The 26,346-nt window shown below is 39.4% G+C and carries 28 protein-coding genes and 1 other RNA gene; 9 read left to right on the top strand and 20 right to left on the bottom strand.

Annotated elements, in window-relative coordinates; all coding sequences use genetic code 11:
* Positions 1-278 precede the first annotated feature (278 nt).
* The 9 genes from B4U84_RS08400 to B4U84_RS08360 form a co-directional block, all read right to left on the bottom strand.
* The gene (locus B4U84_RS08400) at positions 279-962 is read right to left on the bottom strand and encodes a DUF8619 family protein (RefSeq protein WP_017313821.1); all 684 of its coding nucleotides are present in this window, start codon (positions 960-962) and stop codon (positions 279-281) included.
* A 56-nt stretch (positions 963-1,018) separates the two neighbouring features.
* On the bottom strand, positions 1,019-1,855 hold the full coding sequence (gene dapB, locus B4U84_RS08395) for a 4-hydroxy-tetrahydrodipicolinate reductase (RefSeq protein WP_044452302.1): 837 nt from the start codon (positions 1,853-1,855) through the stop codon (positions 1,019-1,021).
* Positions 1,856-2,095: 240 nt separating this feature from the next.
* Positions 2,096-2,815: a hypothetical protein gene (locus tag B4U84_RS08390; protein WP_131116901.1), complete on the bottom strand. Its 720-nt coding sequence runs from the start codon at positions 2,813-2,815 to the stop codon at positions 2,096-2,098.
* Positions 2,816-2,895: 80 nt separating this feature from the next.
* Entirely contained in the window at positions 2,896-3,726 is an 831-nt protein-coding gene (thiD, locus tag B4U84_RS08385) for a bifunctional hydroxymethylpyrimidine kinase/phosphomethylpyrimidine kinase (protein WP_131116899.1), read from the bottom strand.
* 184 nt (positions 3,727-3,910) lie between these two features.
* Positions 3,911-4,399 carry a DUF1269 domain-containing protein gene (locus B4U84_RS08380; RefSeq protein WP_017313825.1) on the bottom strand — a complete coding sequence of 163 codons (489 nt, stop codon included), beginning with the start codon at positions 4,397-4,399 and terminating at the stop codon, positions 3,911-3,913.
* Between the two features lie 337 nt (positions 4,400-4,736).
* On the bottom strand, positions 4,737-5,108 hold the full coding sequence (locus tag B4U84_RS08375; protein ID WP_044452304.1) for a cyclic nucleotide-binding domain-containing protein: 372 nt from the start codon (positions 5,106-5,108) through the stop codon (positions 4,737-4,739).
* 54 nt (positions 5,109-5,162) lie between these two features.
* Entirely contained in the window at positions 5,163-7,694 is a 2,532-nt protein-coding gene (locus B4U84_RS08370) for a glycogen/starch/alpha-glucan phosphorylase (protein ID WP_131116896.1), read from the bottom strand.
* A gap of 610 nt (positions 7,695-8,304) precedes the next feature.
* Entirely contained in the window at positions 8,305-9,774 is a 1,470-nt protein-coding gene (locus B4U84_RS08365) for an MFS transporter (RefSeq protein ID WP_131116893.1), read from the bottom strand.
* Positions 9,775-9,895: 121 nt separating this feature from the next.
* Positions 9,896-10,564 carry a class I SAM-dependent methyltransferase gene (locus B4U84_RS08360; protein WP_131116890.1) on the bottom strand — a complete coding sequence of 223 codons (669 nt, stop codon included), beginning with the start codon at positions 10,562-10,564 and terminating at the stop codon, positions 9,896-9,898.
* 477 nt (positions 10,565-11,041) lie between these two features.
* On the opposite strand from B4U84_RS08360, the gene B4U84_RS08355 reads away from it, so the two are divergent.
* The 3 genes from B4U84_RS08355 to B4U84_RS08345 all read left to right on the top strand — a co-directional run bounded on the left by B4U84_RS08355 (position 11,042) and on the right by B4U84_RS08345 (position 12,430).
* Positions 11,042-11,323 carry a hypothetical protein gene (locus B4U84_RS08355; RefSeq protein ID WP_017313831.1) on the top strand — a complete coding sequence of 94 codons (282 nt, stop codon included), beginning with the start codon at positions 11,042-11,044 and terminating at the stop codon, positions 11,321-11,323.
* Positions 11,324-11,431: 108 nt separating this feature from the next.
* On the top strand, positions 11,432-11,770 hold the full coding sequence (locus B4U84_RS08350) for a winged helix-turn-helix transcriptional regulator (protein ID WP_131116887.1): 339 nt from the start codon (positions 11,432-11,434) through the stop codon (positions 11,768-11,770).
* A 75-nt stretch (positions 11,771-11,845) separates the two neighbouring features.
* Positions 11,846-12,430, top strand: a complete 585-nt coding sequence (locus tag B4U84_RS08345) for a Uma2 family endonuclease (RefSeq protein WP_131116884.1) — start codon at positions 11,846-11,848, stop codon at positions 12,428-12,430.
* Between the two features lie 25 nt (positions 12,431-12,455).
* On the opposite strand, the gene B4U84_RS08340 is transcribed toward B4U84_RS08345, so the two are convergent.
* The 3 genes from B4U84_RS08340 to B4U84_RS08330 all read right to left on the bottom strand — a co-directional run bounded on the left by B4U84_RS08340 (position 12,456) and on the right by B4U84_RS08330 (position 14,362).
* A complete protein-coding gene (locus B4U84_RS08340; RefSeq protein ID WP_131116881.1) occupies positions 12,456-12,854 on the bottom strand; it encodes a salt stress protein, Slr1339 family in 399 nt (132 codons plus the stop codon).
* 210 nt (positions 12,855-13,064) lie between these two features.
* Complete coding sequence (locus B4U84_RS08335; RefSeq protein WP_017313835.1) at positions 13,065-13,670, bottom strand: vWA domain-containing protein; 606 nt, start codon at positions 13,668-13,670, stop codon at positions 13,065-13,067.
* 86 nt (positions 13,671-13,756) lie between these two features.
* Entirely contained in the window at positions 13,757-14,362 is a 606-nt protein-coding gene (locus B4U84_RS08330) for a vWA domain-containing protein (protein ID WP_016858573.1), read from the bottom strand.
* Between the two features lie 630 nt (positions 14,363-14,992).
* Between B4U84_RS08330 and B4U84_RS08325 the strand changes: the two genes are divergently transcribed.
* Positions 14,993-15,700, top strand: a complete 708-nt coding sequence (locus B4U84_RS08325) for a M15 family metallopeptidase (protein ID WP_131116878.1) — start codon at positions 14,993-14,995, stop codon at positions 15,698-15,700.
* Between the two features lie 132 nt (positions 15,701-15,832).
* Here the strand turns inward: B4U84_RS08325 and B4U84_RS08320 are convergent, their stop codons facing one another.
* From B4U84_RS08320 to B4U84_RS08300, 5 genes are all read right to left on the bottom strand, one after another.
* Entirely contained in the window at positions 15,833-16,306 is a 474-nt protein-coding gene (locus B4U84_RS08320) for a TspO/MBR family protein (protein WP_131116875.1), read from the bottom strand.
* Positions 16,307-16,542: 236 nt separating this feature from the next.
* Positions 16,543-17,016, bottom strand: a complete 474-nt coding sequence (locus tag B4U84_RS08315) for a TspO/MBR family protein (RefSeq protein WP_017313839.1) — start codon at positions 17,014-17,016, stop codon at positions 16,543-16,545.
* A gap of 135 nt (positions 17,017-17,151) precedes the next feature.
* On the bottom strand, positions 17,152-17,604 hold the full coding sequence (locus tag B4U84_RS08310; RefSeq protein ID WP_131116872.1) for a DoxX family protein: 453 nt from the start codon (positions 17,602-17,604) through the stop codon (positions 17,152-17,154).
* Between the two features lie 72 nt (positions 17,605-17,676).
* On the bottom strand, positions 17,677-18,813 hold the full coding sequence (locus B4U84_RS08305) for a Gfo/Idh/MocA family protein (protein ID WP_131116869.1): 1,137 nt from the start codon (positions 18,811-18,813) through the stop codon (positions 17,677-17,679).
* A 115-nt stretch (positions 18,814-18,928) separates the two neighbouring features.
* Positions 18,929-19,492 carry a 2'-5' RNA ligase family protein gene (locus B4U84_RS08300; RefSeq protein ID WP_131116866.1) on the bottom strand — a complete coding sequence of 188 codons (564 nt, stop codon included), beginning with the start codon at positions 19,490-19,492 and terminating at the stop codon, positions 18,929-18,931.
* Between the two features lie 62 nt (positions 19,493-19,554).
* Here B4U84_RS08300 and B4U84_RS08295 point away from each other — a divergent pair, with 62 nt between their 5' ends.
* The 5 genes from B4U84_RS08295 to queF all read left to right on the top strand — a co-directional run bounded on the left by B4U84_RS08295 (position 19,555) and on the right by queF (position 21,634).
* Positions 19,555-19,821, top strand: coding sequence for a YciI family protein (locus B4U84_RS08295; RefSeq protein WP_026082222.1), 267 nt, complete (start codon positions 19,555-19,557; stop codon positions 19,819-19,821).
* Positions 19,822-19,856: 35 nt separating this feature from the next.
* Positions 19,857-19,953, top strand: an RNA gene (gene ffs / locus B4U84_RS08290) — signal recognition particle sRNA small type.
* Positions 19,954-19,979: 26 nt separating this feature from the next.
* Positions 19,980-20,369, top strand: a complete 390-nt coding sequence (locus B4U84_RS08285; RefSeq protein WP_131116863.1) for a phasin family protein — start codon at positions 19,980-19,982, stop codon at positions 20,367-20,369.
* Positions 20,370-20,691: 322 nt separating this feature from the next.
* The gene (locus tag B4U84_RS08280; RefSeq protein ID WP_131116860.1) at positions 20,692-21,096 is read left to right on the top strand and encodes a hypothetical protein; all 405 of its coding nucleotides are present in this window, start codon (positions 20,692-20,694) and stop codon (positions 21,094-21,096) included.
* Positions 21,097-21,211: 115 nt separating this feature from the next.
* Positions 21,212-21,634, top strand: a complete 423-nt coding sequence (gene queF, locus B4U84_RS08275; protein ID WP_131116857.1) for a preQ(1) synthase — start codon at positions 21,212-21,214, stop codon at positions 21,632-21,634.
* A gap of 136 nt (positions 21,635-21,770) precedes the next feature.
* Here the strand turns inward: queF and B4U84_RS08270 are convergent, their stop codons facing one another.
* The 3 genes from B4U84_RS08270 to B4U84_RS08260 form a co-directional block, all read right to left on the bottom strand.
* On the bottom strand, positions 21,771-23,189 hold the full coding sequence (locus B4U84_RS08270) for a cytochrome c biogenesis protein (RefSeq protein WP_242677572.1): 1,419 nt from the start codon (positions 23,187-23,189) through the stop codon (positions 21,771-21,773).
* Between the two features lie 99 nt (positions 23,190-23,288).
* Positions 23,289-24,023, bottom strand: a complete 735-nt coding sequence (locus B4U84_RS08265) for a cytochrome c biogenesis protein CcdA (RefSeq protein ID WP_131116854.1) — start codon at positions 24,021-24,023, stop codon at positions 23,289-23,291.
* 220 nt (positions 24,024-24,243) lie between these two features.
* Positions 24,244-26,244 carry a serine/threonine-protein kinase gene (locus B4U84_RS08260; protein ID WP_131116851.1) on the bottom strand — a complete coding sequence of 667 codons (2,001 nt, stop codon included), beginning with the start codon at positions 26,242-26,244 and terminating at the stop codon, positions 24,244-24,246.
* Positions 26,245-26,346 lie beyond the last annotated feature (102 nt).

The following is a 26,346-nucleotide window of genomic DNA, read 5'->3' as shown; positions in this document are numbered from 1 at the left end:
AATTTTTGAGAATTGACAGTTCTATCTGAAGAAACGATCGGGGATCGGGGATCGGGGATCGGGGATTGGGGATTGGGCATGGGGCATGGGGCATGGGGCATGAATCAGTTAACAGTTAACAGTTAACTGTTAACAATGAGCAGTTAAGAGTGATAACTGATAACTGATAACTGATAACTGATAACTGATAACTGATAAGTCTTCCCACACTTCCCCCTCTCCCTTGTTCCCAATCCCCTTTCCCCGATCCCCTTTCCCCGATCCCCGATTCCCGATCCCTATTCCTCTACGGGACGACGTCTGCGGGGTCTTTCTGTGGGGCGATCGCGTAAACGACGACTCACTTCCGGAAAATAATCTCGCCGCAAATAGGGATAATCATTTACCCATAAATCGCGACTGGGAATGTAAATATCGGTGATTTCTTCAATTCTGCTCAAGTCTGGGCGATTTGACATTACTACCATTTCTACTTTCTGACCACGGGCAATTACTTTATGCTCAACTCGTAATGGTGCTACAAGTTGAGCGGTAAATCCGGTTTCGTCACCCACTTCCAGATTGATTCGCTTTTCGCGATTTTCTACTATTACTAAATCACCTTTGTTGTCAACGGTTTCTTGTTTACCAACTAATTCGTCTGTAATCCACCAATCCAAAATCCGACCACGGAAAAACCCACTGTATTTGTAACGGCGACATTTGGCATTCCGCATACTAGCCCAGAATATAGGCCCCCATAGCCAGTAAAAAGCACCAATTACTCCTAGCAAAAATATTATTGGACCAAAACCAGGTATGGTAAAAATTCTTGCTAGGACATAAACACCTGCAATGACCACAGAAATTAACAGCCTCTGTAAAAAATCTGGAAATTTTCCCCAATAATATTTGTACTGCTGACTAGTGGCAATTAAGGGGACGAGTTGATTAAATTTTTGGCGAGTCAGTGGGACAAGCATTCGGGTTTTGGATTTTGGATTTTGGATTTTGGATGGATGGATTTGAGATGAAAAACTTAAAGTATTTTCTCTAATCCATATATTAACGACTTTAACTCCAAGACTTTGCGAATTGCTAGTAGTACTCCTGGCATATAAGCCGCGCGATCGCTTGTGTCATGTCGTAAGGTATAAATTTGACCAGGTGCGCCAAAAATAACTTCTTGATGAGCAATTAACCCTGGCAAACGTATACTATGAATTCTAATACCTTCGTCTGCAACACTCCCCCTTGCCCCTGGTAATTTCTCTGTTTCTTGAACTACTGCCGGGTTAAATGTTTTACCCATTTCTGCTAACATTTGGGCAGTTTGAATCGCAGTACCACTGGGAGCATCAGCTTTTTGATTATGATGCAGTTCGATAATTTCTACGTGGTCAAAATATTGAGATGCTGTGACTGCGGCTTGTTGTAACAGTACCATACCAATAGAAAAATTAGGAATTAGTAGGCATCCTGTACTAGCTTTATCAGCAAACGCTGTCAAATCTTGAATTTGTTCAGGACTTAAGCCTGTAGTACCTACAACTGGACGAATACCGTAGGCGATCGCACTGCGAATATTGTCATATACACAATCAGGATGAGTAAAATCTACAATTACCCCTGGTTGCATATGTCTTTCACCAGCTACGTAACCTAGCATCGGTTCCAATTGATTGGTAATTGGTACTTCCAAAGGTTCACTTAAACCAGCCAGTTCGCCTGCATCTTTACCTTGGTGTTCTGAACTTGTATCAATCGCACCCATCAGACTCATATCAGATGCTTGTGCAACTGCTTTGACCACCTCGCGCCCCATTTTACCAGCAGCACCATTGACAATTACAGGGATCAGATTTTGATTCGTCATAGCTTGAATTATGCTTTTATACCCAACAAGCGCATTGTAGGAGAATTTGGGGTGGTTAGCAGAGGCGAAGGTACTCCACCTTAAAGCCGCACAAAATCAGTCTACGCCCGTACATGTAGTTAGTAGCCATAACAAGTTTTGATTGAGCAACACCAAAATTTGATACCAATTTCTGTAGAGACGCGATTGATCGCGTCTTTACCAAGGATATGTTGCAATCATTAATTGAATTAGTATGAGTTATCGATTTTGATGTTCAATAAAGGGACGCACAACCAAATAACCAGCACCAAAACCCAAAAATATGATCAATACGATCATAAAAAAGAACCACCAACCATTTACTTTTTCTGATTCTGGTTCGCTGCTGGAGTAGGCGACGACTTCCTGCTGTTCTATCAACACTGGTTCTGACATGGATAGAGGAATTTCCATTTCTGTGTAAACAACAGGTGGACGTGGCTGAGGCTGCTGGCGCGGTTGTCCTTTTTTTGCTTGAGGTTTACTAGTCTTATTTACCTGCTGTTTATTAGCAGGGGAAGTCGTTACCTGTTGATTGCTTTTTGTCGGATTCCCTGAAAGTTCTTTGGTTTGGGCAACTTTTTGTGTTTCCTGTGGTGGCTTTTGATTATTGCTTGTAGAAGATATTGATGGGGATACCGTCTCTACGTTTGCTGTGACTTGAGTTTGGGGAACCTGCTGAGATTGAGACTGACTAGAAGCATCAAGTAATTTTTGTAACTTTAAAACAGATTGGATTGCTTTGGCAATTTCTTCCTTGAGAAGTTGATTTTCTTGAGTGACTTGTGCTTGTTGGGCGGTCAGGGCGTTGATTTTTGACTGTGCGGCTTGTAACTCTGCTGCCAAATCTCGATATACAGATAAGGGTACAGAGGGTGAATAATGCTGAGTAGTCGTACTAGGGGTATGACTATAAAAAGAGCCGTTAGCTGTTCGCATTTTTAGTTGAAAAGCAAATAATGATACAAACTAAGCCCAAGAATAATAGAAAAATTACCTGAGAGCAAAGATTTTGTAATTTAATTTTTGCTCGTTAGCAACAATGGGTAAAAATGTCCAACCGGACCTTGCCCTTTACCAATATTTAGGGCGTAGGATAGAGCATTAGTAACATATTCTTTTGCTTGCTGCACGGCTGTAAATAAATCATAAGCACGTGCCAAATTAGCTGCGATCGCAGCTGATAAAGTACAACCAGTACCGTGAGTATTTTTTGTCTCTACCTGCTTCACACTCAGAGTCTCGAATTTTTGCCCATCAAACCAAATATCTACACCGCGTCCATTCCCCGACATCCCACCACCCTTGACTAATACCACCTTGGCTTGGAATTTATCATGAATAATTTGGGCAGAGTCGCGCATATCATCGAGGGTATTAATTTGTAAACCGCTCATAATTTGGGCTTCGTAACGATTTGGTGTGGCGATCGCAGCGAGAGGTATAAGTGTATGGCAAAGTGTATTTATAGCTTCATCGTCTATTAATTGCGCTCCCGTTCGTGATACCATCACCGGATCAACTACCAAATTTGGAATTTCTAAAGCTTCTACTTGCTGGGCAACAGCTGCAATAATTTCTTTGTTCAGCAACATTCCTGTTTTTGCTGCTTGGACACTGATATCTTGACATACAGCTTGGATTTGGGCAACAATTGCCTCTGGTGACATCGCATCAACGCGCATCACACCCAAAGTATTTTGGGCGGTAACACAAGTAATCGCACTAGTTCCGTGGACACAGTGAAAAGCAAAAGTCCGCAAATCTGCTTGAATTCCTGCACCACCACCACTATCTGAACCAGCTATAGTTAAAGCAACAGGTATAGGAGATGTTGTTTCGGCGTTCATAGAACCTCCATGACATAAAAAAATGAGGATAGGTTTGTAAACCTGTCCCCAATCTATAACTTATACCGATTCAAAAAATGTTTGCGACACCTTCAGAATATGAGACGCGATTTATCGCGTCTCTACAGAATTCATCTGTCGCATTCTTTTTTCAAATTGGTATTAATTGCTACTGAAGTCGTAACTAGGAATGAGCAAAGGCTTCTTTAAGTTTGTCTTCTCGCTCTTTGGGTAGATTAGTAGCAACTATCTTGAAATCTTCGTTTTTTAAAGCTTCTGCAATGCGTTCAACTACTTCATTGGAGGTGAGTAGGAAAAGTGCAGAAGTTCCTTCAGTAACCTCTTCACGGATTTTTTTGATGAAATTATCGTCAATACCAACATCTGCAAAGGAGGCTGTTAAAGCACCAATCGCCGCACCAATTGCTATTCCCAGAATCGGGATAAAGAAAAGGATACCAAACAGTAATCCCCAGAAAGCACCATCTAATGCACCTAATCCAGATAAGTTATGTAGCTGGCGAGTTTTGGGCTTTCTTTTACCTTTTGGCCATGAAACAATAGCTGCGTCTTGGATATCTAGTAAATGTTGCTGCTGTAGTTCAAGCAGTTTACTTTCCATTCTCTCTGCACCATCAGCCGTGGGGAATTCTAATACAGTAAGATGTGCCATTAGTAATCTCCTGAATTTAATGAAATTCAACCACTAACTAGGCATTGCAATTTTTGTAGCACGATGAATGAAACAGTTTTGGATTTTGGATTTTGGATTGACCTTGAGGATTTATCCAAAGACTTGAGGATAGTTGAATTTTAGATTGCAGATTAAGTCCCAGGATTTATCCGCTTTTTTGCACTCTACTCGGAAGTAATCAGTCACCAAAGTGTTTTGTTTTTTTCGAGCGATCGCAACATCGCAACAATGTCATTATTTTAGCGTAATCATTGGGCAATGGGCATTGATATGTATCAAAGACATTATTTACCAATTACCCATTACCCCAAAAGTATTAAACAGAACGCTTTAGTATACGTAAACGTTCTGAGTAACTTCGCATCACCAGTAGTGCAAACATGGGGGTTTCTTGGACGGCGAACAGAAAACCGTTTCGGTCTAAAATCGCCAATTCACAATCGCTTTTAGCAATTGCTGTGGATGCTCTAGTTTGTTCTGGAACTACCAATGCTCCCATCCCAAATACATCTCCCCGATTAATAGTTTCGACTACTTTGCCATCGACATATAATTCTACCTCTCCATTCAAAATGCCATACATGCAATTTCCAATTTCTCCATCTGTAAAGATGGTTTGACCACTGGAAAAAGTTTTGATGGTTGGCTGTTTTTGAAAGATTTTTACGGTTTCTGCTGGTTCAAGCATAAATATGCATTTTTTAACTACACCACATTTCAAAATATAGTATTTTTGTGAAAGTTAAACTTTTAAACTAGCTTTTGACTGAACGTACTCTTCTAATTCGATAGTTAATTGTTGTGCTTGCCAAATGTCCTGACAATAGTCTTGAATTGAGCGATCTGAGGAAAATTTGCCTATGCGAGCTACATTCAAAATTGACATCCGAGTCCAATTATCTTGATTCCCATAGGCTTGACTTACTTGCTGTTGACAATCAATGTAAGATTGGTAGTCAGCAAGTAGTAAAAATGGATCGTGGTGGAGTAGAGAATCGAGTAGAGGACGAAACAGATTTAAATCACCATGAGAGAAAATCCCGAAAGCAATTAAATCTATGACTTCTTTAAGTTTGGGGTTGGAATTATAATAATTCCAAGGATTGTAGCCTTGGGCTTTGAGTGCTTGAACTTCTTGTGTTCGTAGTCCAAATAAGAAGAAATTTTCTTCGCCGACTTCTTGACGAATTTCAACATTGGCTCCATCAAGAGTACCAATAGTTAACGCTCCATTCATCGAAAACTTCATATTCCCAGTACCAGAAGCTTCTAATCCAGCAGTGGAAATTTGCTCCGACAAATCAGCAGCAGGGTATACTTTTTGACCTAAAGTTACGTTGTAATCTGGTAAAAAGACAACTTTGATGCGATCGCGTACATGGGGGTCAGCATTAACAATCTCTGCTACAGAGTTGATCAATTTAATGATCAGCTTGGCCATATAATAACCCGGTGCAGCTTTCCCGCCAAAAATAAATGTACGCGGGGTAATCTCAACATCAGGATTATGCTTAATGCGGTTATACAAGCTAATGATGTGCAGTACATTCAGATGTTGACGCTTATACTCATGAATGCGCTTGACTTGAATATCAAACAGTGATTCTGGATTAACAACAATACCAGTTTTCCTTTGAATATATTTTGCTAAATTACGCTTAGTTTCTAACTTAATTTGTCGCCATTGTTGACGGAAATTACTATCTTCAACAAAGCTTTCTAATTGTCTGAGGTCTTCAAGATCCTTAATCCAGTTATCACCGATTTTACTAGAAATTAAACTAGTCAAGCTGGGATTGCTTAAAACTATCCAACGTCGTGGTGTCACTCCGTTAGTTTTATTGCTGAATTTCTCTGGCCACAATTGATAAAAATCTCGCAGAACTGTTTGTTTTAACAATTGTGTGTGTAACGCTGCTACACCATTAATTGCATGACTACCAACACATGCGAGGTTAGCCATACGCACATATCTATCACCTGTTTCATCAATTAGCGATAGTCTGGCAATTTTACCTTGGTCGTAGGGATCTTGTAACCGCACTTGATCAAGAAAGCGGTGATTTATTTCGTAGATAATCTCCAAATGACGAGGTAGCAATTTACCGAATAAGCTAATAGACCACTTTTCTAAAGCTTCCGGTAGTAAAGTGTGATTTGTATAACCAAAAGTTTTTTGGGTAATATCCCAAGCTTGTTCCCAACCAAATTCATGTTCATCCAATAACAACCGCATTAGTTCTGCTACACCAATTGCAGGGTGAGTATCATTGAGTTGAACAGCAAAATATTCATGGAAGCTTTCCATACTCTTACCAGCACGATCTAGATGAATGCGAATCATATTCTGGAGAGAACAGGAAACAAAGAAATATTGCTGTTCTAAACGCAGTTGTTTACCTTGGACTTGTTCATCGTTAGGATAGAGAACTTTGGAAATGTTTTCGGAAACGACTTTTTTATTAACAGCACCGTAGTAATCACCGATATTAAATGACTGAAAATCAAATGATTCGGGGGCTTCTGCTTTCCACAGGCGTAAGATATTAGTAGTATTGACTTTATAACCTAGTATCGGTGTATCGTAAGCAATACCTTTGACTATTTGATCAGGAATCCAGCGTACTCGGTAATTTCCTTGATAATCAGTGTAAGATTCTGTACGACCACCCAATTTAACTTCATAGGCTAATTCTGGACGCGGAATTTCCCAGGGATTACCCCACTGTAACCATTTGTCAGTAATTTCAATTTGCCAACCATCACGAATTTCTTGGTCAAAAATACCAAATTCGTAACGAATACCATAGCCAATTGCTGGAATTTCCAAGGAAGCGAGAGAATCCATGTAGCAAGCAGCAAGACGACCTAAACCACCATTACCCAAACCCGGCTCTTCTTCTTGCTCAATTAATTCTTCTAAATTCAATCCTGATTCTACAACTGCTTTGCGTACTTGCTCATAAATATCTAAATTAATTAAGTTATTTGCTAGGTGCGGCCCCATGAGAAACTCAGCTGAGAGATAGCAAACAACCTTGACATCTTTTTCAATATATGATTTTGTTGTACTAATCCAGCGTTTGAGTAAGCGATCGCGCACTGTATAAGCCAGCGCCATGTAAAAATCATTTTTTGTAGCAATCTCAGGATACTTACCCTGAATATAGAAAAGATTATCCGCCATCGCTCGCCGCAGGGTTTCAATATTTAAACCTGTGCGATCGTCTTCTATTTGTAAAGTCGCTATTTTGTTGGGATCAATTGCAGTCATAAGAAAATAGGGGATCGGGGATTGGGGATCGGGGATTGGGGATCGGGGATCGGGGATCGGGGATTCACTATAAATTAAACCTACGTTCCTATTGTTAACGGATGGTAATGTTTGATGGAAAGATTGGTTAAACCGCTCCAGACACAACAGAATGTAGAGTAAGACTCCAAAGGGTTTGATGATTTTTATTAAAATTCTAAAATGTACAAATTAGATGTGTTTTAGCTTACATTAACAATGTAAGCCGATACATTAACAATGTAAGTCGATACATTAACAATGTAAGCCGATACATTAACAATGTAAGTCGATACATTAACAATGTAGGGCGATACATTAACAATGTAGGGCGATACATTAGCAATGTAAGTCGATACATTAACAATGTAAGTCAATACATTAGATCTCTTGCATGAATTGACATACTTTTCTTTGTGTCTTTGTGTCTTGGTGGTTAAAAAATCGACTTTTGAAACACCAAGACACCAAGACACCAAGGTGAAAAGACCAAAAATCGGTATTTTTGTGAAGATTTTTACCCACCTTGAAAGGGTTAGTACTGGTAATCACATTTCACGTTAATACGGCTACTTATGCGAAGAAATCATGTTTACGAATTATTGCTGAGAAATTTTTGTTTAATTTGAAACACAATATTAACAACAAGCATAATTCCCAGGAAGATTGCCAAAATCAAAAATGTCCTGTGCATGGCAAAAACTAATGCTGGGAGTGGTACAGATCCAAGCGGTGTTGTATGAGGTAGATTGACAACACTTAAAATAAATGTGACAAATAAAGTTGCTGCTAAGGGAGTTCCGAGAGTTTGACCAACTAAAGATGATTCGTTTAGTAACCCCGAAACAATACCAATTTTATCTTGGGGAGCAATACTCATGGTTGCGACATTATTGGGCGATCGCCACATCGCTAAACCTGCACCCATCACCATATCTCTAAGTACGTAACCCAAGGGTGTTAACTGGGTACTAAAGGTACTAGCGAGCATACATCCAGATGCTAACAGTATTAAACCAATGGGAATCAAGCGATGACTACCAAACCGATCAGCGAAACGTCTTGATATCGGTGCAATTATGGCGTTACTGATTGGTAAGGTGATCATTAACATTCCAACTTGCTCGGTTGGATACTGTACAACTAATTCTAAGAAAAAAGGGTAGATTAATAACCGAGATGCCATGACTATGTAAACTACTACCATAGTCAAGAGATTAATACTGAGGGTGCGGTTGTGAAATAAAGACAAGTCAATTATTGGTTGTCTGGTTCGAGATTCAACCAAAACTAAAACAATTAAACCGATGATGGCAATAATTAGTAAAATCAGAGCGATCGCACTGTGAAAGCCTTGTTTTTGTGCTTCACTAATTGCCAACCCTAAGTTAAGCATCACTAGCGCGAGTAAAATTACTCCCAGTCCATCAAAGCTTTCTTGGTGACTACGGGGATTTGGGGAAGACGGAACACACCAAGCGAATAATAAAATCGCAATCATTCCTATGGGAAGATTAATTAGAAAGATCGCCTGCCAATCACCAAGTGTAACCAGTAAACCACCAATCGCTGAACCTAACACAGAACCGATAGAAAGCGTCACCGCAGCAAGACTTAGAGCTAATCCATATTCCGAGGTATGAGCAAACAAGTCAGTAATAATTGTCATTCCTAATCCCACAATGAGCGCAGCACCGCATCCTTGTAAGACTCGAAAGCCAATCAACCAGCCAATTCCAGGTGCTAACCCACACAGTAATGAACTGATGGTAAACAAAATTAATCCAGCTTGGAATGATTTGTGTCTGCCAAGTATATTACCCAAACGAGCAACGGTGAAAATCAGAGCCGTAAAAAAAATTAGATAGCTGATAATCACCCATTGGGTAATAGCTAAGTGAGTATCAAAAGCCTTTGTAATTGTAGGTAGAGCAATGTTGACTGTGGTACTATCAAGCGTAAACATTGTCAAGCCCAGTCCTACACTTAACAAAGCCAACCAGATTTGAAATGGCGATCGCTTAGAATCAGAAATATTTTGAGCTACTGGTTCGCTATTCAAGGTACTACCACCAACAAGCTTGAAAGTTCTCCTCTTTCCATTTTCTCTCGGATGATCGTCGATGCTAAATTTAGAGTCTTCCCTATCCCCTATCCCCTATCCCCTATCCCCTATTCCCTCTTTAATTTTTCATTGCTAAAGTCAAACCATCAGCGATCGCAATCATGCTGAGTGTGATTCTTTGGTCTTGATGCAGTTTTTGATTAAAAGCCCGAATTTTGTTAGTTCTATTGTCCTGTTCTTGAGGATCTGCGACTCGACCTGACCATAAAACATTATCGATCGCAATCAGTCCGCCCCGACGCACAAGTTGCAAAGCTAGTTCGTAGTAGTTGTCATAGTTGCTTTTATCGGCGTCAATAAAAGCAAAATCAAATGTTTCAGTTTCTTTGGCTGCGATTAATTTTTCTAAAGTTTCTAAAGCTGGAGCGATGTGCAAACTAATTTTATCTGCTACACCTGCTTTTTGCCAGTAACGGCGAGCGATCGCTGTATATTCTTCATCAATATCGCAGGCTACAACTTTACCATCTGCTGGTAAAGCCAAAGCTACTACTAAAGAACTATAGCCAGTAAATACACCAATATCTAAAGTTTTTTTAGCTCCAATTAACTTGACTAGCAAAGCTAAAAACTGTCCTTGATCAGGTGCAATCTGCATAATAGCCATAGATTGCTGCGCCGTCTCTTGGCGCAATTGAGTTAAAACTTCTGGCTCTCGCAACGATACTGAAAGCAAGTAGTCATAAAGAGATTTATCTAGTCCAAGAATTTTATTGTGATTACTCATGAGATGCGATCATTGCTCTTTGTGTATTCTTCTCTGTTTCTATCGCAAAACTGCATAAGTCGATTTTGTTTTGCCCATAAAAAATAGAAGGGAAAGTTCTTAAACTTAAACTTCTGTGAAAATCTCATACTACATTCTCTGATTCAAAGCTACAGGTTGTTTGTAGTTGGTGTTCTTTACACCACTACAAACATTTTTAAGTGTTCTATTTTCAGTAAGTAAATCGGCGTGAAAATTTCAATGTATGTCATTGCGAGTGGAACGAAGTGAAACGAAGCAATCCCAAGGGTTTTGTTAAATTTACATTCTGAAACATAATTAGGTTTATTTGCGCCAACTTACTTATATATACATAATTCAGACCGAAAATATCTGTAAAATTTTAAACCAAATTTATCATATTAAAGGCATAAATTTACCATTTTGGCTGCTAAATAAATTATCAATGTGAATGTAATAGTTACATGCATCTAAAATATGGTTAAAAAATTTTTATTGCCTTTATTAACGACTTTGACTCTCATAAGTGTATCCACAGTTGCAAAGGCTGATACTTTAGTAAGCAACGGTTCTGGTGGTGATTATAGTTACGAACTCTGGCAAGATAATACACGGTACTATCTTAAAATCTGGAAACGGGAATCTTACGGTAAAGAAGACGCTTATACAACTAGCAGCAACTTTGAGTCTAGTCAGGAAGCATTAGAACATTTTGACTGCTACTATGGTGACAAATCTTTACCAGCTTGTCCAAAATAAAAACACGGAAGTCCAGTTTCTTTAAGAAACCGGGCTTCTTACAGGGCAACAACCTTTAGGTAAAATAATAAAGCATAAAAACCCATCTTCCCTAACCCCCAATCCACTATGAAAGCTGAAGCCGAAAATCCTACCAGACTGACATGTGAAGTAGAAACTACACTGAATATCATCGGTGGACGTTGGAAAGTATTAATTATTAGAGAATTAATGACGGGGATAAAGCGTTTTGGTGAATTGCAAAGAGCCTTACCAGGAGTTACACAAAAAATGCTAACGCAGCAACTGCGAGAAATGGAAGAAGATGGGATTATTCATCGTCAAGTTTATGCACAAATTCCGCCAAAAGTAGAATATTCACTCACACCTCTAGGGGAAAGTCTCCAACCAATTCTCTATGCAATGCATGATTGGGCAGTTCAATATTACGAGAAAATCAATAAATAATTGTCTTGGTAGTTGATTGCTTCTTTTTTTTCGCTATGCTAGAAAACTAGAAAAAAATCTTTGCTCGATTGAACGATGGTTGCTTTACCTGATCGCATTTTACTGAGCGCAGAAGAATATCTGATTTGGGAATCCACCCAAGAACAACGCTACGAATATTGGGATGGCGAAGTTATAGCAATGAGTGGTGGGACACGTAACCATAATCGGGTTTCTGGAAATTTCTTCAAACTCCTAGATGATGCCCTAGCAAATCACTTTTGGGAAGTATACATTGTTGATGTGAAGGTGCAGGTAGAACCGGGGCTGAAGTATTTTTATCCTGATGTGGTGGTGACTTGCGACGAGCGCGATCGCGATCCACAATTGATACAATTTCCCTGCTTAATTATCGAAGTGCTATCACCTTCAACAGAAGCAGCTGATCGAGGAAAAAAGTTTGCTGCGTATCGTCAATCTCCAACTTTGCAAGAATATGTCTTAGTACAAATAGGACAACCGAGTGTGGAAGTCTTTCGACGCAATCAACAGGGACAATGGGTATTATGGGAGTATAATTTGAGCGATAAATTACGACTTGAATCGGTTAACGTAGAAATAGCGATCGCTGATTTGTACCGACAAGTTCAATTTGAAGCCGAAGCAACCGAAAATGAATAGGCGATATCACCACTAACTCTAAACTCTACTCGTTAGCTTGTAAATAATCGATAGCTGCTTCTAATTTTGATGAATATCTTTCCGCGAATCTTTCAAACCATAATCCCTCCGGTGAGAAAGGATCTAACTTAGCCAACCAATCTTCAGCTTTTTGTTTCAAAGCTTCCCTTCGCTTGGCTTGAATTTGTTCTTGCTTAATCTTTTCTTGTTCTAATTCTTGCTGAATTCTTAACTTTTCTGCTTGGTCTTGTTCTTCAAAATCAGTCTTTACTTCTTCTAAAAGTTTATCTATTAAAGATGCTGACTTTGAAGATGATTGAGGAATATTTGGTGTTGCTGTATTTGGTTGTTGTTTGGGCTGTTCATTGCTTTGTTGCTGATATTCAGCTTGCAGTTCAGCTAACAGCTTATCAATAGAGTCCATGATATTTAACTCCTGATTTACTGCATATCAAAATATTCACTATTCTAGTTATCTGCTGTAAAAAAATAGTGTGGCGATTCACTTGTAGAGGTTTATTTTGTGATTTTGAAAGATTGGGTAGTTAAGTAGCATTACAAAATTAATTACACATTATTCAAGCTATTAATAATTCCCTAACCTTCACGAATAAATGTAATTTTGTCTAACTACTTAATCATTAATCGCATTCAGGAGAACTTCAGATAAACTCATGTCTTCCATGTCATCCATTGTCACGGTATCGCAAATATCAAACTTTGCACCAGCAGTTTGCAATTCGTCATCTAATACTTTTAGAAAACGGGTTGCATGAGCATCTTTGCCAACTTGAATAAAAGAAATAGCTAATTCTTCATCTCTATCCATACGCCGAGAAGCTTCAATAATTACTTTCATGACTGCTTTGCGATCATCTGGCTCACCATCTGTGACAACTAAAATTGTTTCACCATTTGGTTTAGTTTGACCTGCTGATTTACGTTCAAAATAATTATCAGTAGCGTGTTTTAACACTGCTGCTAAATCAGTAGTTCCTGCGGGATCATTTTCTTGGAATATTTGTGAAACTTTACTTGATGTCACATTTTCATAGCGTTTGAATCTACCAGAAAATAAATAAATAGTAATACCATCTGGATCGAATTGTTCACACTTACTTGCTAAAGCAAAAGTAGATTCTTGTGCAGTTACCCACCGACTTCTACCACCTTTTTGATCCGGCGTTGCCATACTGCCACTTTTATCAATAATTAGAGTATAGTCACGATTTTCTAGCATTGTTTTCTTCTCCAATTAGCAATGATTGGTTGATTATTAATACTTGATAATTGCTTGTTGCGTGTTAACTCTTGACCAATAACCAATTAATCAGTTACTGCATTCATTAAAACATCTGCAAGGCTCATATCTTCCATGTCATCAAGGGTGATTGTGTCGCAAATATCAAATTTTGCACCGACACTTTGCATTTGATCATCTAAAGCTTTCAAAAATTTAGTTGCTTGCGCGTCATTACCCACTTGAATGATGGAAATTCCTAGTTCTTCATCGCGTTCCATCTGGCGAGTTGCACTGATGATAACTTCAAATACGGCTTTGCGATCGTCTGGTTCACCATCCGTGATCACTAAGATTGTTTCACCATTGGCTTTAGTTTTTCCTGCTGCTTTGCGTTGAAAGTAATTATTGGTTGCGTCTTGAAGTACACCTGCTAAATTTGTTGTACCAGATGGGTCATTTTCCAAAAATATCTGTGCTACCTTAGCGGAGGTAACATCGTCGTAGCGTTTAAATCTCCCAGAAAATAGGTAAACAGTAATACCATCTGGGTCAAATTGTTCACATTTACGTGCTAAAGCGAGGGTAGATTCTTGAGCAATTTCCCATCGACTTCTACCACCGACTTGATCCGGAGTTGACATGCTACCACTTTTATCGATGATTAAGGTGTAGTCGCGATCGCTCATCATAATTCCTTTACTGATTACTCGACGTCTCTAGTCTAGTCTAGGCTTCTTAAGTATTGACTAGCTATTCAAGCTTCTTTACGAGTTTTGCTACTTATCTACAACCTTAGCTCATCTGTAAAAGAAGACACGAAGACAATCAGACACACCGGACACTGAAAACATAAGTAACTCATTTTGTCAATGGATAAGTCCCAATTATAGCCCTTTCAAGGTGGAGCAAAATTCTCAACAATCAACTCCTCTGTAAGCTCTTATCTCTGTGTTCTCTGTGCCTCTGCGGTTAAATAAATTACTTTTAAACCGCAGAGAACGCAGAGAGCGCAGACAGGAAAAAAGAGATTTTATGAGTCACCTTGAAAGGGCTAGTCCCAATTATTAGCCCTTTCAAGGTGGAGCAAAATTCTCGACAATCAACTCCTCTGTAAGCTCTTATCTCTGTGTTCTCTGTGCCTCTGCGGTTAAATAAATTACTTTTAAACCGCAGAGAACGCAGAGAGCGCAGACAGGAAAAAAGAGATTTTATGAGTCACCTTGAAAGGGTTGGTCCTAATTATTATCAAGCGATCTTTTAAACTAATTGAGAATGTCACAAGCTAACATTTGGAAAATCAAATTTTTACCTCACAATCCATGAGACCTTATCATCATATTCCCATTCAAGAGTGTGGCGAACCGCTAGTAGCTATTCCCCTAGAAATGTTTGCGGTGGAATCTCCCCATCCTTATGAGAAATTAGGCGCACCTTATGGGGAACATTCACCTTATTTTCTTCGCCAAAGCGTTGTTGATAGTTTAATTGCAGCCCAAAATCATTTACAATTGCTGCGTCCTGACTGGCAGATTCAAATTTTTGATGCTTATCGTCCTGTAGCTGTGCAACAGTTTATGGTAGAGTACAGTTTTGCCGAAGCGGTACGAGAAAAAGGACTTGTTGAGGTAAATTTATCAGCAACTCAGCGTCAAGAAATTTGGCAAGAAGTTTACAAAATCTGGGCTGAACCTAGTTTAGATGAAAACGCACCACCACCTCATAGTACTGGTGCTGCTGTGGATATAACTTTGGTGGATGAGAATGGGGAAATTGTAGATATGGGTTCGCCTATTGATGAAATGTCAGAGCGATCGCTTCCTGATTATTATGCTAATAGTGAACAACCACAAGCACAACAATATCACGCTCATCGTTTACTACTAAAAAATGTCATGGAAAAAGCCGATTTTAAACGCAATCCACGCGAATGGTGGCATTTTTCCATAGGTGATCAAATGTGGGCTTGGTTACATAATCAAGCCGATCCAAGTAAAAATTTTATCGCACACTACGCTAGGCTAATTTAAATAGAATTTACGCACACTCTCAAAATCCTTGGCGTTCTTGGCCCCTTGGCAACTTTTGCGTAAGTCCTGGTAAATACTTAATTGTTGATTGTTGGTTGTTATCAAGCACTAACAACCAACAACCAACAAAACTTACGCATCTTCAGGATTCAACTGAATTAATTCTTCAGTTGTATAAGTTCCAATTGGACTCCAAACCAAATAAGGAACAAGCAATAAGCTAGCCAGTCGAGAAATAGGTAAAACAAATAACGCTAGCACTATACCCAAAACAAGACCAACTGAACCAATAATTTCTCCGGTTCTGAGACTGCGAAACCTCAACATTAAAGGTATGTAGGTGACAGTAATAATTTCCAGCAATAGATAACAACCCATTAATAACCAAGTTATTAAACTACCTGGATTTTTTTGCCAAACAATAGTAGCAGAAGCAGCACCGCTAATAAAAATCGTAGTCCAAATTACAGGGATGAATGGTTCAAAAACTAGCCAACGCGGACGACTTAATTGTGCGAACCATTTCACATCACGTGGTGTGATCAAAAAACTACCAACTGCAACTAAAAAAGTTACAGCCCCAATTACCATCCAAGATTGAATCATTTTCTCTTCTTTGGTGTGTATGAGTTTTACACAGCAATTTTGGCAATTTAGGATATGAGTTTAATCAGTCATTAGTCATATTATTAATTGTTAATAGTTAATTGTTGTTACTTCCAAACAACATCAACAAACTAGAATTTAGCCAAAAAACCTCTCAAACTCTTATTTCTCTGTGTACTCTGCGTCCTCTGCGGTTTGTTTTTCCATTACCTGTGCGTAAATTCTGCAAACAAAACTTATACATCTTGAGGATTGAGGCGTTCCATAGCTTTAGTTGTGTATGTACCAATTGGACTCCATAATAAATAAGGTACAAGTAATAATGTTGCCCAAACAGAAACGGGAAAAACTGCGATCGCTAGTATCACCCCAATCACAAAACCTGTTCCACCAAGAATCGTACCTACTCGCAAATGACGAGTCCTAAACATTACAGGAGTGTAAGCAATAGTAACTATTTCTAAAAGCAAATATAACCCCATTAATAACCAGGTTGTGGTCGTTCCTGGGTTCTTTTCCCAAACAATATAAGCAGACCAAGCACCACAAATAAATATTACAGTCCAAATCACAGGAATTGCTGCTTCAAATGTTAGCCATCTCGGTCTTTGTAGGCGTTTAAACCATTTGCGATCGCCAGGAGTGATAAAGTTTGCACCTAAAGCAACTAAGAAAGCAACCCCACCAATTACCATCCAAGATTTAATCATGCATTCTTGCCTCATCCTTTGCGATCTAGTCAGATTTTGTCAATTTCCACGTTTATTAATCATCCATCCTTGGTTTGAACAATTCGCAATTTCCAATCTAACATTAGAAATAAAATGGACGATAATTTCATGATTTTACTTAACCAAAGAAGAATCTTTTAATTCTTTAGTAACTTCCGACGCTCCACTTTGAGCTTCTGGTTTGCGAGTATACCAATATGCCCAAGCAATTAACACTGCTTGCAAAGGTAGCCTTGCTATATAAAGTAACTGATTGTGAGGAATTCCCTCAACTTTAATGTTGTGTATGGTCATATAAATATTGGCAGGAAACACAGCAATAAATAGGGCAATTAATCCCCAGGCTGCGGCTACACTGACAAATGGAATCATTAAACCAATACCACCAAGAATTTCAAAAAAACCACTAATATAAACAGATGCGAATGGTGGAAATGGTGGTGGAACGATGCGGGCGTATTGCTCAGGTCTGATAAAATGTGTAGTCCCAACAATGATAATAGCAACTGCCAGAACACCGCGAAGAATTTCTTTGCGACGATGATCTAATTTAGGTAAGAAAGACATGGAAAATTTCACAAACGCTAGTGAAATTTTAAATGTTGACACTTGCTCGTACTTCTATCCCAAGTTAGCTTTTCATCTCTTTAAAACTTCTTCTAAACTAGGCACATCAACCCAGTTTGATTTCATATTTGATTCATGTGATAAATCCATCAATAACTGAGAATAAACTCCTTCTCGCAAAGATGGAACAATTTCTTCTCCTTGATCAATTCCCTGTACCCATTGATCTACTACTCTGAGAAATGCAGAAATACGACCATCGGCGTAATTTTTTGGAAAAACTAAACGATTAGGAACTTCTATTTCTGTTAATTGTTTACCAGGCTGAGATGCCCAAACACGAAAACCGTGGATATAATCTTTTTGATTCTCGCTACCTAAAACTAAAGTAGCGCGATCGCCATACACTTCTAACCAATGTGTACGAGATGCATGTACCACCGCACTAATGGAAACTTGACAAGGTGTCCCATCTGCTAATTCCAGCATCAACATGCAGGTGTCATCGGTATTTACTGGTTTGAATTCACCTGTGTTAGCATCTTGTCGTTGGGGTATAGCTGTACTCAAATGAGCGCTTAATCTGCGTACAGGTCCAAACAACCAGTTAATATAATCAAAAGTGTGGGAACCTAAAGAACCTAACGCACCACCACCTTTGTCTTTTTGCGAATACCAGTTCCAAGGACGGCCAGCATCAGCGCGAGAAGAACCCAACCAATCAATTCTAATTAAACGTTTATTGCCAACATAGTTTTCTGATAAAAGTTCAGCAAATAATTGCCATCCAGGTACAAACCGGAATTCAAAATCTACAGTAGCAATCACACCTTTTGATTTTGCCAAAAAATAAAGTTCTTTAGCTTCGTCTACATTTAAAGTTACAGGTTTTTCTAGTAATATATGTTTTCCAGCTTGCAAAACTTCCTTAGCCATTTCGTAGTGGAGAAACGGCGGTGTCGCGATGCTGACTGCTTGAACTTCACTCAGAGAAATAATATCTGTAATAGTATCGCAAGCGTAAGGAATGTTTTGTGATTGGGCTATAGCTTGGGCTTTTTCTAAATCTCGGTGATAAACAGCAACCACTTGGGTACGGGGATGAGACTTAAATGCAGGTATGTGGACTTTTTGACCGAACCCTGTACCGACAACTGCAACGCCGATAGATTGCTCCTTAGCTGAACTGTAATGGGATGTGGATGACATAAGTTTATGAAGCTTTCGCTGAGTAAAAAATGTAGAGACATAAAAAATTTTACAGCGTTGAGAATCATTTATCAGGTGAAGAGGTTTGGTAAGTTCGCTTCAGAGTAAATAACAATTAGCGATCGCCAATTACGAACGGATACTCTGCTTTCACATTCCACCGCTGACCATCGTGTCGCAGTAGCGTTAAATTATCTGCTGTAAATTCAAAATACAACTCACGCTTTTCAAACTCTGGCCAAGCAGCTTTAAAGTTCTGACGTGTTAAATCTTTAAACGCCACTGTCATGTGAGGTGCGAAAGGTCGGGTTTGAGATACTGGATCAACAATTCCCAGTTGGTTGGCTAAGTGTGTCATTAAATTCGTTTGCACAGCCAATAGTTCGGAACTTCTCACCACATTAATATAGATAACGCGGGGAATAAACGCGCCGTAACCACTTAAGGTAATTGGTATTGGATTTTGAGTGCTGACAAATTCCTGCAAACACGCTTCTAACCCTGGTAAATTTTGATCAGACCATTTAAAAGGTGGTTGTAGGGTAATGTGAGGTGGAGATTTTTGGGCGTGACGACTGGCGTAGTTAAGAGCAAAGTGCTGCTTGATTTGGTTAGCATAATCCTGAATTTCCTGTGGTGGTAGCAGGGCTATGAAAAAAAGAGTTTGTGATTTTAACAAGGGAGTTTATCAGTTATAAGATAATCAATTTACAGTCTATTTATATGGGAACTGACAAGTACATGCCGATTTTTGTCAAGATTGAGGAAGGCAAAGTTGATAAATCTATTTTTGACCAATATGTACCTGCTCACAAAGCTTACGTCAAAGATTTAATTGCCAAAGGACACAATGCTAAAACTGGCTACTGGGCAAAGAAGGGAGGCGGGATGATGGTGTTTGAAGCTGCATCAATGGCAGAAGCACAAGCAATTGTAGCCAACGACCCATTAATAATAAACGACTGTGTTAGCTACAAACTATATGAATGGAAAATTGTAGTCGAATAACACATATACAATATTTGATGCTATGATTATTTTTAGACCTGGACTTATGCGACTGTAACGCCCAAATCTTGTCAGGACCGGAAGGTAGCAGCAACACGGGATGCTTATGGTAGGCGTAATCTCCGGGTCGCCCTATTTCTAGGAGCGTAAAGGCTGTAATGGCTGGTTTTGGAGATATTGTTAAAAAAGCTTTTTACCTTGGTGTTGGGTTAGCTTCTTACGCGGGCGAGAAAGCAGGCGGAACACTAGCAGACGTGCGATCGCAAATCCAAAAGCTGGCAGACGAAATGGTAGCACGAGGCGAAATGACCACAGAAGAGGCTCGCCGTTTCGTAGAAGACATGATGAAACAAGCCCAGCAGCAAGCAAGTGATGATTCTGCTCCACCAACAACGACTCCATCTGAACCGCGCCGCATCGAAATTATAGAAGAAGACGATCAGCCGACGGCGAAAGATGTTCAAGGCGATAATGAGAATGTAGATCAACTACGCCAGCAAGTTCTGGATTTAGAAAACGAGTTAAAGCGTTTGCAACGCGATGATTAATTATAAATTTATGCTGGGTTGATATTAGCTTTGTTTTGCTGAGATCAACCCATTGCTATATGACGTAGAATTTAGTTAAAGCCTGTTTGTTTAGCTGTTGTTCGTTGCTGTCAGTTAGGTAGCATTTAAGTCAGAGTAATATTTAATTTTTGTAAAATATTACTCTTTAGAAAACTGCCTTTGTGGTGAAAAAATAATTTTTGAAACACTAAGGCACTAAGACACCAAGAAATTTTAATTTTTCAAATTTATACGTTGAAAGGTCTGAGACTCTACAGACTTTATATAGTAAACCACTACTACCTACTAAAGCATTAATGATATGGAAAATTGGCAAAAGGATTTTTGGGAAATGGTACAAACAGTAAGCGATGAAGTTGAAGGTTTTTTCCTGGGGATCAGTGAAATGGTAGACGCTTTTGTTGAAGTTACAGAAGAAGTTACCGAAGAATTACAAAATACAATCGCTGTCGAAATAGATCAGTATTTTCAGGAATTGACTGAACCATTTTTGGAAATGTACTGGGAATTGGAAGATGTTATGGGTGATGATTTAGATCCCGGTTTTCCCTATCCAGTTGAACCCTCATCTGAAAAAAATCCTGCTTGCATTGGTTGCTACCACTACCACGGTCAAGCATATGGTGGTAACTTATTAGTCTGTGGTATGCATCCTTATGGTTGGGATGGTGACAATTGCCCAGACTGGCAATCAGAAGAATTTTAAGTTAAAAATCAAATGTCAAATGTTAATTGTCCAGAGTCAAACAATTTTGGATTTTGGATTGAACCTTGACCATTGACTAATGACTAATGACTAATGACCATTAAACATTACTATTATGAGTAACTCTTTGTCTGAAAGTGTGTCACAGCCAAGTCAAGAAATAAAGTATGGCGAACGCGAAATTGCCGAAGGACAATTAATTACATTTCCTAATCCGCGCATCGGACGACGCTATAACATTGATATCACATTGCCGGAATTTACTTGTAAATGTCCATTTTCCGGCTATCCAGACTTTGCCACCATTCATATTACCTACATACCTGATCAACTGGTGGTAGAATTAAAAGCCCTCAAGCTTTACATTAATAGTTATCGCGATCGCTACATTTCTCACGAAGAATCAGCCAATCAAATCTTGGATGATTTTGTCGCTGCTTGTGATCCTTTAGAAATCACCCTTAAAGCAGATTTTGCACCACGTGGTAACGTACACACAGTGATTGAAGTTCATCATGTGAAATCTGAGGGTCAATAGTCATTGGTCATTGGTAGAGACGCGATGATACTCTTAAGAGAAGCCGCTCTTACGAGCGTCTACGCGTCTGTACAATAGTCATTGGTCATTGCTTATTTTTTGCGTCCCCCTTCCCCCGATCCCTATCCCCGATCCCCTATCCCCTATCCCCTTCTTGACTTAGGCGATCCAAAATTCCCAAAATTTCCTGTTCAAATGCTACCTGGGCGCGATTTGTTTTTCCACCTACATACAAGCGTCCATCTGTTTGTAACGCCCAAATTTGTGAGTGAGAAAAATAACTCATTACCACACCCAACATCAACAAAGCAAACCCAGAATAAACCATCGGAATTCCTGGGTCGGCTTTTATCTGTAAACCTGTGCTACCAACGACATCCAAAACTGTTAGTTTCACACCATTGATTTCGGTGGCCATACCCGTCCGCAAGGTGTTAAAAAGTTGACCTGCGGCGTCATAAATTAATACTGTTCCTTGTAAATCTTTGGCTAGTAATGAGACACCTTCACTTAAATCTGGTTTTGTCGGAATCCAGGTTCCCCAGATGCGCCCATTATTAGTGTTGAGTGGCGCCATGGGAATTTGAAAAACTGGACTTTGGTTAACCCGTACCCGTACAGCGGAAATTCCCCAGTCTGTTTGGTAAAAAGTTACACCCCGATAACGCAGAGGTTGATTCACAAAAATTGTCTTGTGATCAACCTCTTGGTTGTGGTTATTTAAAACAGATAAATCTGAATAAAATTGGTCAATACTGCCACTAGGAGTATAATCAATCCAAAAACGATTCACACGCACAGACCAATCTTGAGCTTTGTTTATTGCAGCCCAAGGGCCTGCATCAATAATATTTTTAACCTGGAATGTATCACCACTAGCAATTATTTCTTGGGCCATAAACCCAGTCATTGCTCCCCACATTGACCCTACAAGAATCGTGACAATACCAATATGTACAATGATGGGGCCGATGCGTCCAATGATTCCTTTACGCGCATAAAGAATATTATCTTGCTCTTCTTTTTGAAAAACTTTGTAGCTGCGCTTGTGTAATATTTGGATCAGAGAATCAACAGAACCATGATCTAATTCTGCACTCAATGCAAGTTTAGTAAATTGTCGGGGTTGGTCATAAAACTTCCAACGACGCGCAGTCTTTAAAGCTGGTAACTGTCGAGTAAAACTACAAGCAGTTAAGCTAGTACCAAAAAATATGAGTAAAGCAAAAAACCACCAGGTACGATAAACATGATCTAACCCCACAGTTAAAATTACTTTCCAAGATAGGAAACCAAATAAAGCTGGGTCTTCTGGATAATTAGCTTTGTAAAAATCGAGTGATTGACCTTGTTCAATGACAGTACCAGTGATACTAAATAGAGCAATGATGAGTAAGAGTGCGATCGCTAAACGTAAATCTGTCAGTACAGGTAAAAATTCCTGCCGTAAAAATTGTACGATAACCGACCACCAATTTGATTTTTCAGTAGATTGTTCTGTAGATTTTTCAGGTAATCTTTCAGAAACTGAATTCTTTGTATTGTCTAAAGTCATTTGTAAATTCTTAGTGGTTAGTGGGTAGCGCGTCTACGCTCCTACAGTAGTTGGTGCTTGGTTGATTCCAAATATTAAACAACTACCAATCAACAACTGTTATGAAAAAGGAATACGAGAAACGAGGGAAAAAACACCAAATCCTACCAACAAAGCTCCGCTAATTGGGTTAATCCAACTAGACCAACGGCGTAATTCGAGTATTTTTTTAATGGAAGCAGTAAACGTACCTGCCAAAATTAATGGTGCTACATGTCCTGCGGTGTAAGAAATGAGTAAAACTGCACCTAAAATTAGGTCTTGTGTATTAGCAACCCAACCTAATAAACTTGCTAAAACAGGAGTACTGCAAGGAGAAGCGACTAAACCAAAACTCAGACCGATAGCATAGGCTCGCACACCTTGAGGTAATTCTTGAGAAATCCAATCAGTACCACCAAAAGAGGGCATTTGCAATGGCAAAGCTTCTAGTAAGTTTAGCCCCATGAGGATAGCTATCACACTGACAATAATTGGCAAACCGATACCAATTTGTCCGTAGACTTTTCCAACCAAAGCTGCTACTATCCCCAAACTTGCAAGAGTGGTCGCTAATCCTAAAGCAAACCAAGTAGATTGGGCGGCTGATTGCAGACGACTTTTCGCTTCATAACCGCCAATGTAACCGACAGTAATCGGCAGCATAGATAGCATACAGGGCGTCAGACTGGTAATCAGTCCGGCAAAAAAAATTATACCAACGCTTAATAAACTCAAATGCGTCAACTGATTAGAGACAAGGGAGTTGGCGAATTGTTCTATTTCGTAAAATTGGGTTTGCAGGTTTTCAAGCATGGGCTAGATAAATGGAAAGTCCTTGCACTGCTTGAATTTTAGCTTAATTTGCGCTCAGGGGTGGGAGTGAGCCTACTTATACCATTTTGGATTTTGGATTACTCTACGAGAAGCCGCTGACGCGTCTATGGATTTTGGATTTTGGAAAATGGAATTGACAATTGCTGTCTGCGCCCGACTTTTATCAATCTATCTGTATCAATCATTTTGGGAATTGGTATTACTTCAAAGGAAATGAAGCATTCAGTTTGTAACTGCCAATAATTTGATTAACAGTTGGTAGTAGTTCTTTGTATTGCTCGCTAGGTACAATGTAAGAATCAATGGAAATTTTGTCTTCTTGGGATTTGATAAAACTGTTAGCTGTGAGTGATATAGAAGAATTTCCGCTTTTAGCGGTATAGCTCCAAGTAATTCTGACACTACCATCCTTTTGTCTGACGGGCTGATCCATTTTAAAGTCTTGTTCGTCATCAGCAAATTTGTTAATAAATCGCTTCAAAATATTAGTTAATTCTTCCTGGTTTGGATTATTTTGAGTATTGAAGACATTCACTTGAATGAGACCATTTTCGGTTGGATCAAGCCAATATATAATGACTTCGTTATCATTGCTGTTATCCTTAAGATTCCAGCCTTCAGGAATATCGATAGAAAATAAACGAGTTGCGTAGGAATAAGTTTTTAAATCGCCTATTATCAGTTTTTGGGAGTTGTTAGTTGTGGTTTCTGAGGATGGAGAACTTGAAGAACTGGGAGAAGAAGATTCATTAGGACTAGGACTTACCTGAGTTGGAGTTGATTGTGATGTATCAGAGTCTTCTTGCTGTGAAGCAATGCCACCAATTACAGCCAATAGTACGATGAGAACTCCAAAGCTAGAATAAACAATAATTCCTGCTTTTGTCCAAGCTCTTTGATGGGCTTTAAAATCTTCAATGCTACTCCATTGGCGACTTCTCCAAGCCCAAGTGTTGCCTTTTGCACCCAAAATAAAAGGCATTGGTAGATTTACATAAGGAACCCAAGATAATAGTCCGATCCAAACTTGGTTAGTGATACTCCATAAAGGTGACAACAAAAATGCTCCCCAGTTCCAACCTTGAATTTCTGGAGGTACGGGAACATTAGTGTTAAATGTGCCACCACCACCTAAGAAACTAGGATTGGTGGTTGCAGCAGGTGAGACATACTGCTGAGGATTGTAACTTCCGCCTGACCAATTAGGGTTTGAACCCACAGGAGTAACAACAGGTTGGATGTGTTGAGGATTTTGACCGCGTGAGTTGATGATTGTGGGGGGTGGGGAATATGCATCGGGGTTTGGTGATGCAGGTGGGTTGTATTGCGGAGCAGGTTCTGTGGGGGCTACGTAATTATTAACAGCAGGATTAACAGCAGGAGACTGCAAAGCATCAATCATGTCTCTAGCAGTGGGGTAGCGATCGCCTGGATGATATGCGATCGCTTTATCCAGAATCATCCGCAGACTAGGACTAACATTCATCGCATACTGGTGCCACATGATTTCTGCGGTTCTAGGATCTGTCTGCAACTCTTGTGGCATTCTCCCAGTTAACAGGTAAATCATTGTGATCGCCAAGCTGTAGAGATCGCTGCTGTAAACAGGTCTACCAGCTGCTTGTTCTGGAGGCATAAATCCCGGGGTCCCAATGACAATCGAACTAGTAGGATTTCCCTGAGAATTAACAACTGTACCCATCGATTCCCGGACTGCGCCAAAATCAATTAGCACAGGTACATTATCTGCATCCCGCAAAATTATATTATCTGGTTTAATATCCCGATGAATAATGTGTTTGCTGTGTACGAAGTTCAGAACGTATAACAAACTCTTGAGGATTTCCCGTACAGCACTTTCACTCATCACTCCTTCAGTGTGTATCTTTTGCGTGAGAGTTTTGCCTTCCACATATTCTTGGACTAGGTAAAACTGACCTTGTTCAGCAAAATACGCATACAAATTAGGAATTCGGTTGTTACTGTTTCCCAAGTCTTCTAAAATCGCCGCTTCTCGCTGGAACCTGTCTTGCACCATTTTATATATTTGCGGATTCTCTGTGACGGGCTTGAGCTGCTTGATCACACAACGACGACCTGAAGGCAAATGTGTATCTTCTGTCAGAAAAGTTTTACCAAAACCACCTTCTCCTAAAACTTTCACAATCTTGTAACGATTGTTGATAATAGTTTGTAACATGATAATACACAACCTTTATGTTATCTTTCTGACTGTATCTAGCGAGTATCTAGTAGAATACAGTGGAAATAATTAGACATTTGAAAATACAGACAATTTATT

Source organism: Westiellopsis prolifica IICB1, assembly GCF_004323185.1.
Lineage (GTDB): Bacteria > Cyanobacteriota > Cyanobacteriia > Cyanobacteriales > Nostocaceae > Pelatocladus > Pelatocladus prolificus_A.
This window is presented reverse-complemented; position numbering and strand designations above follow the sequence as displayed.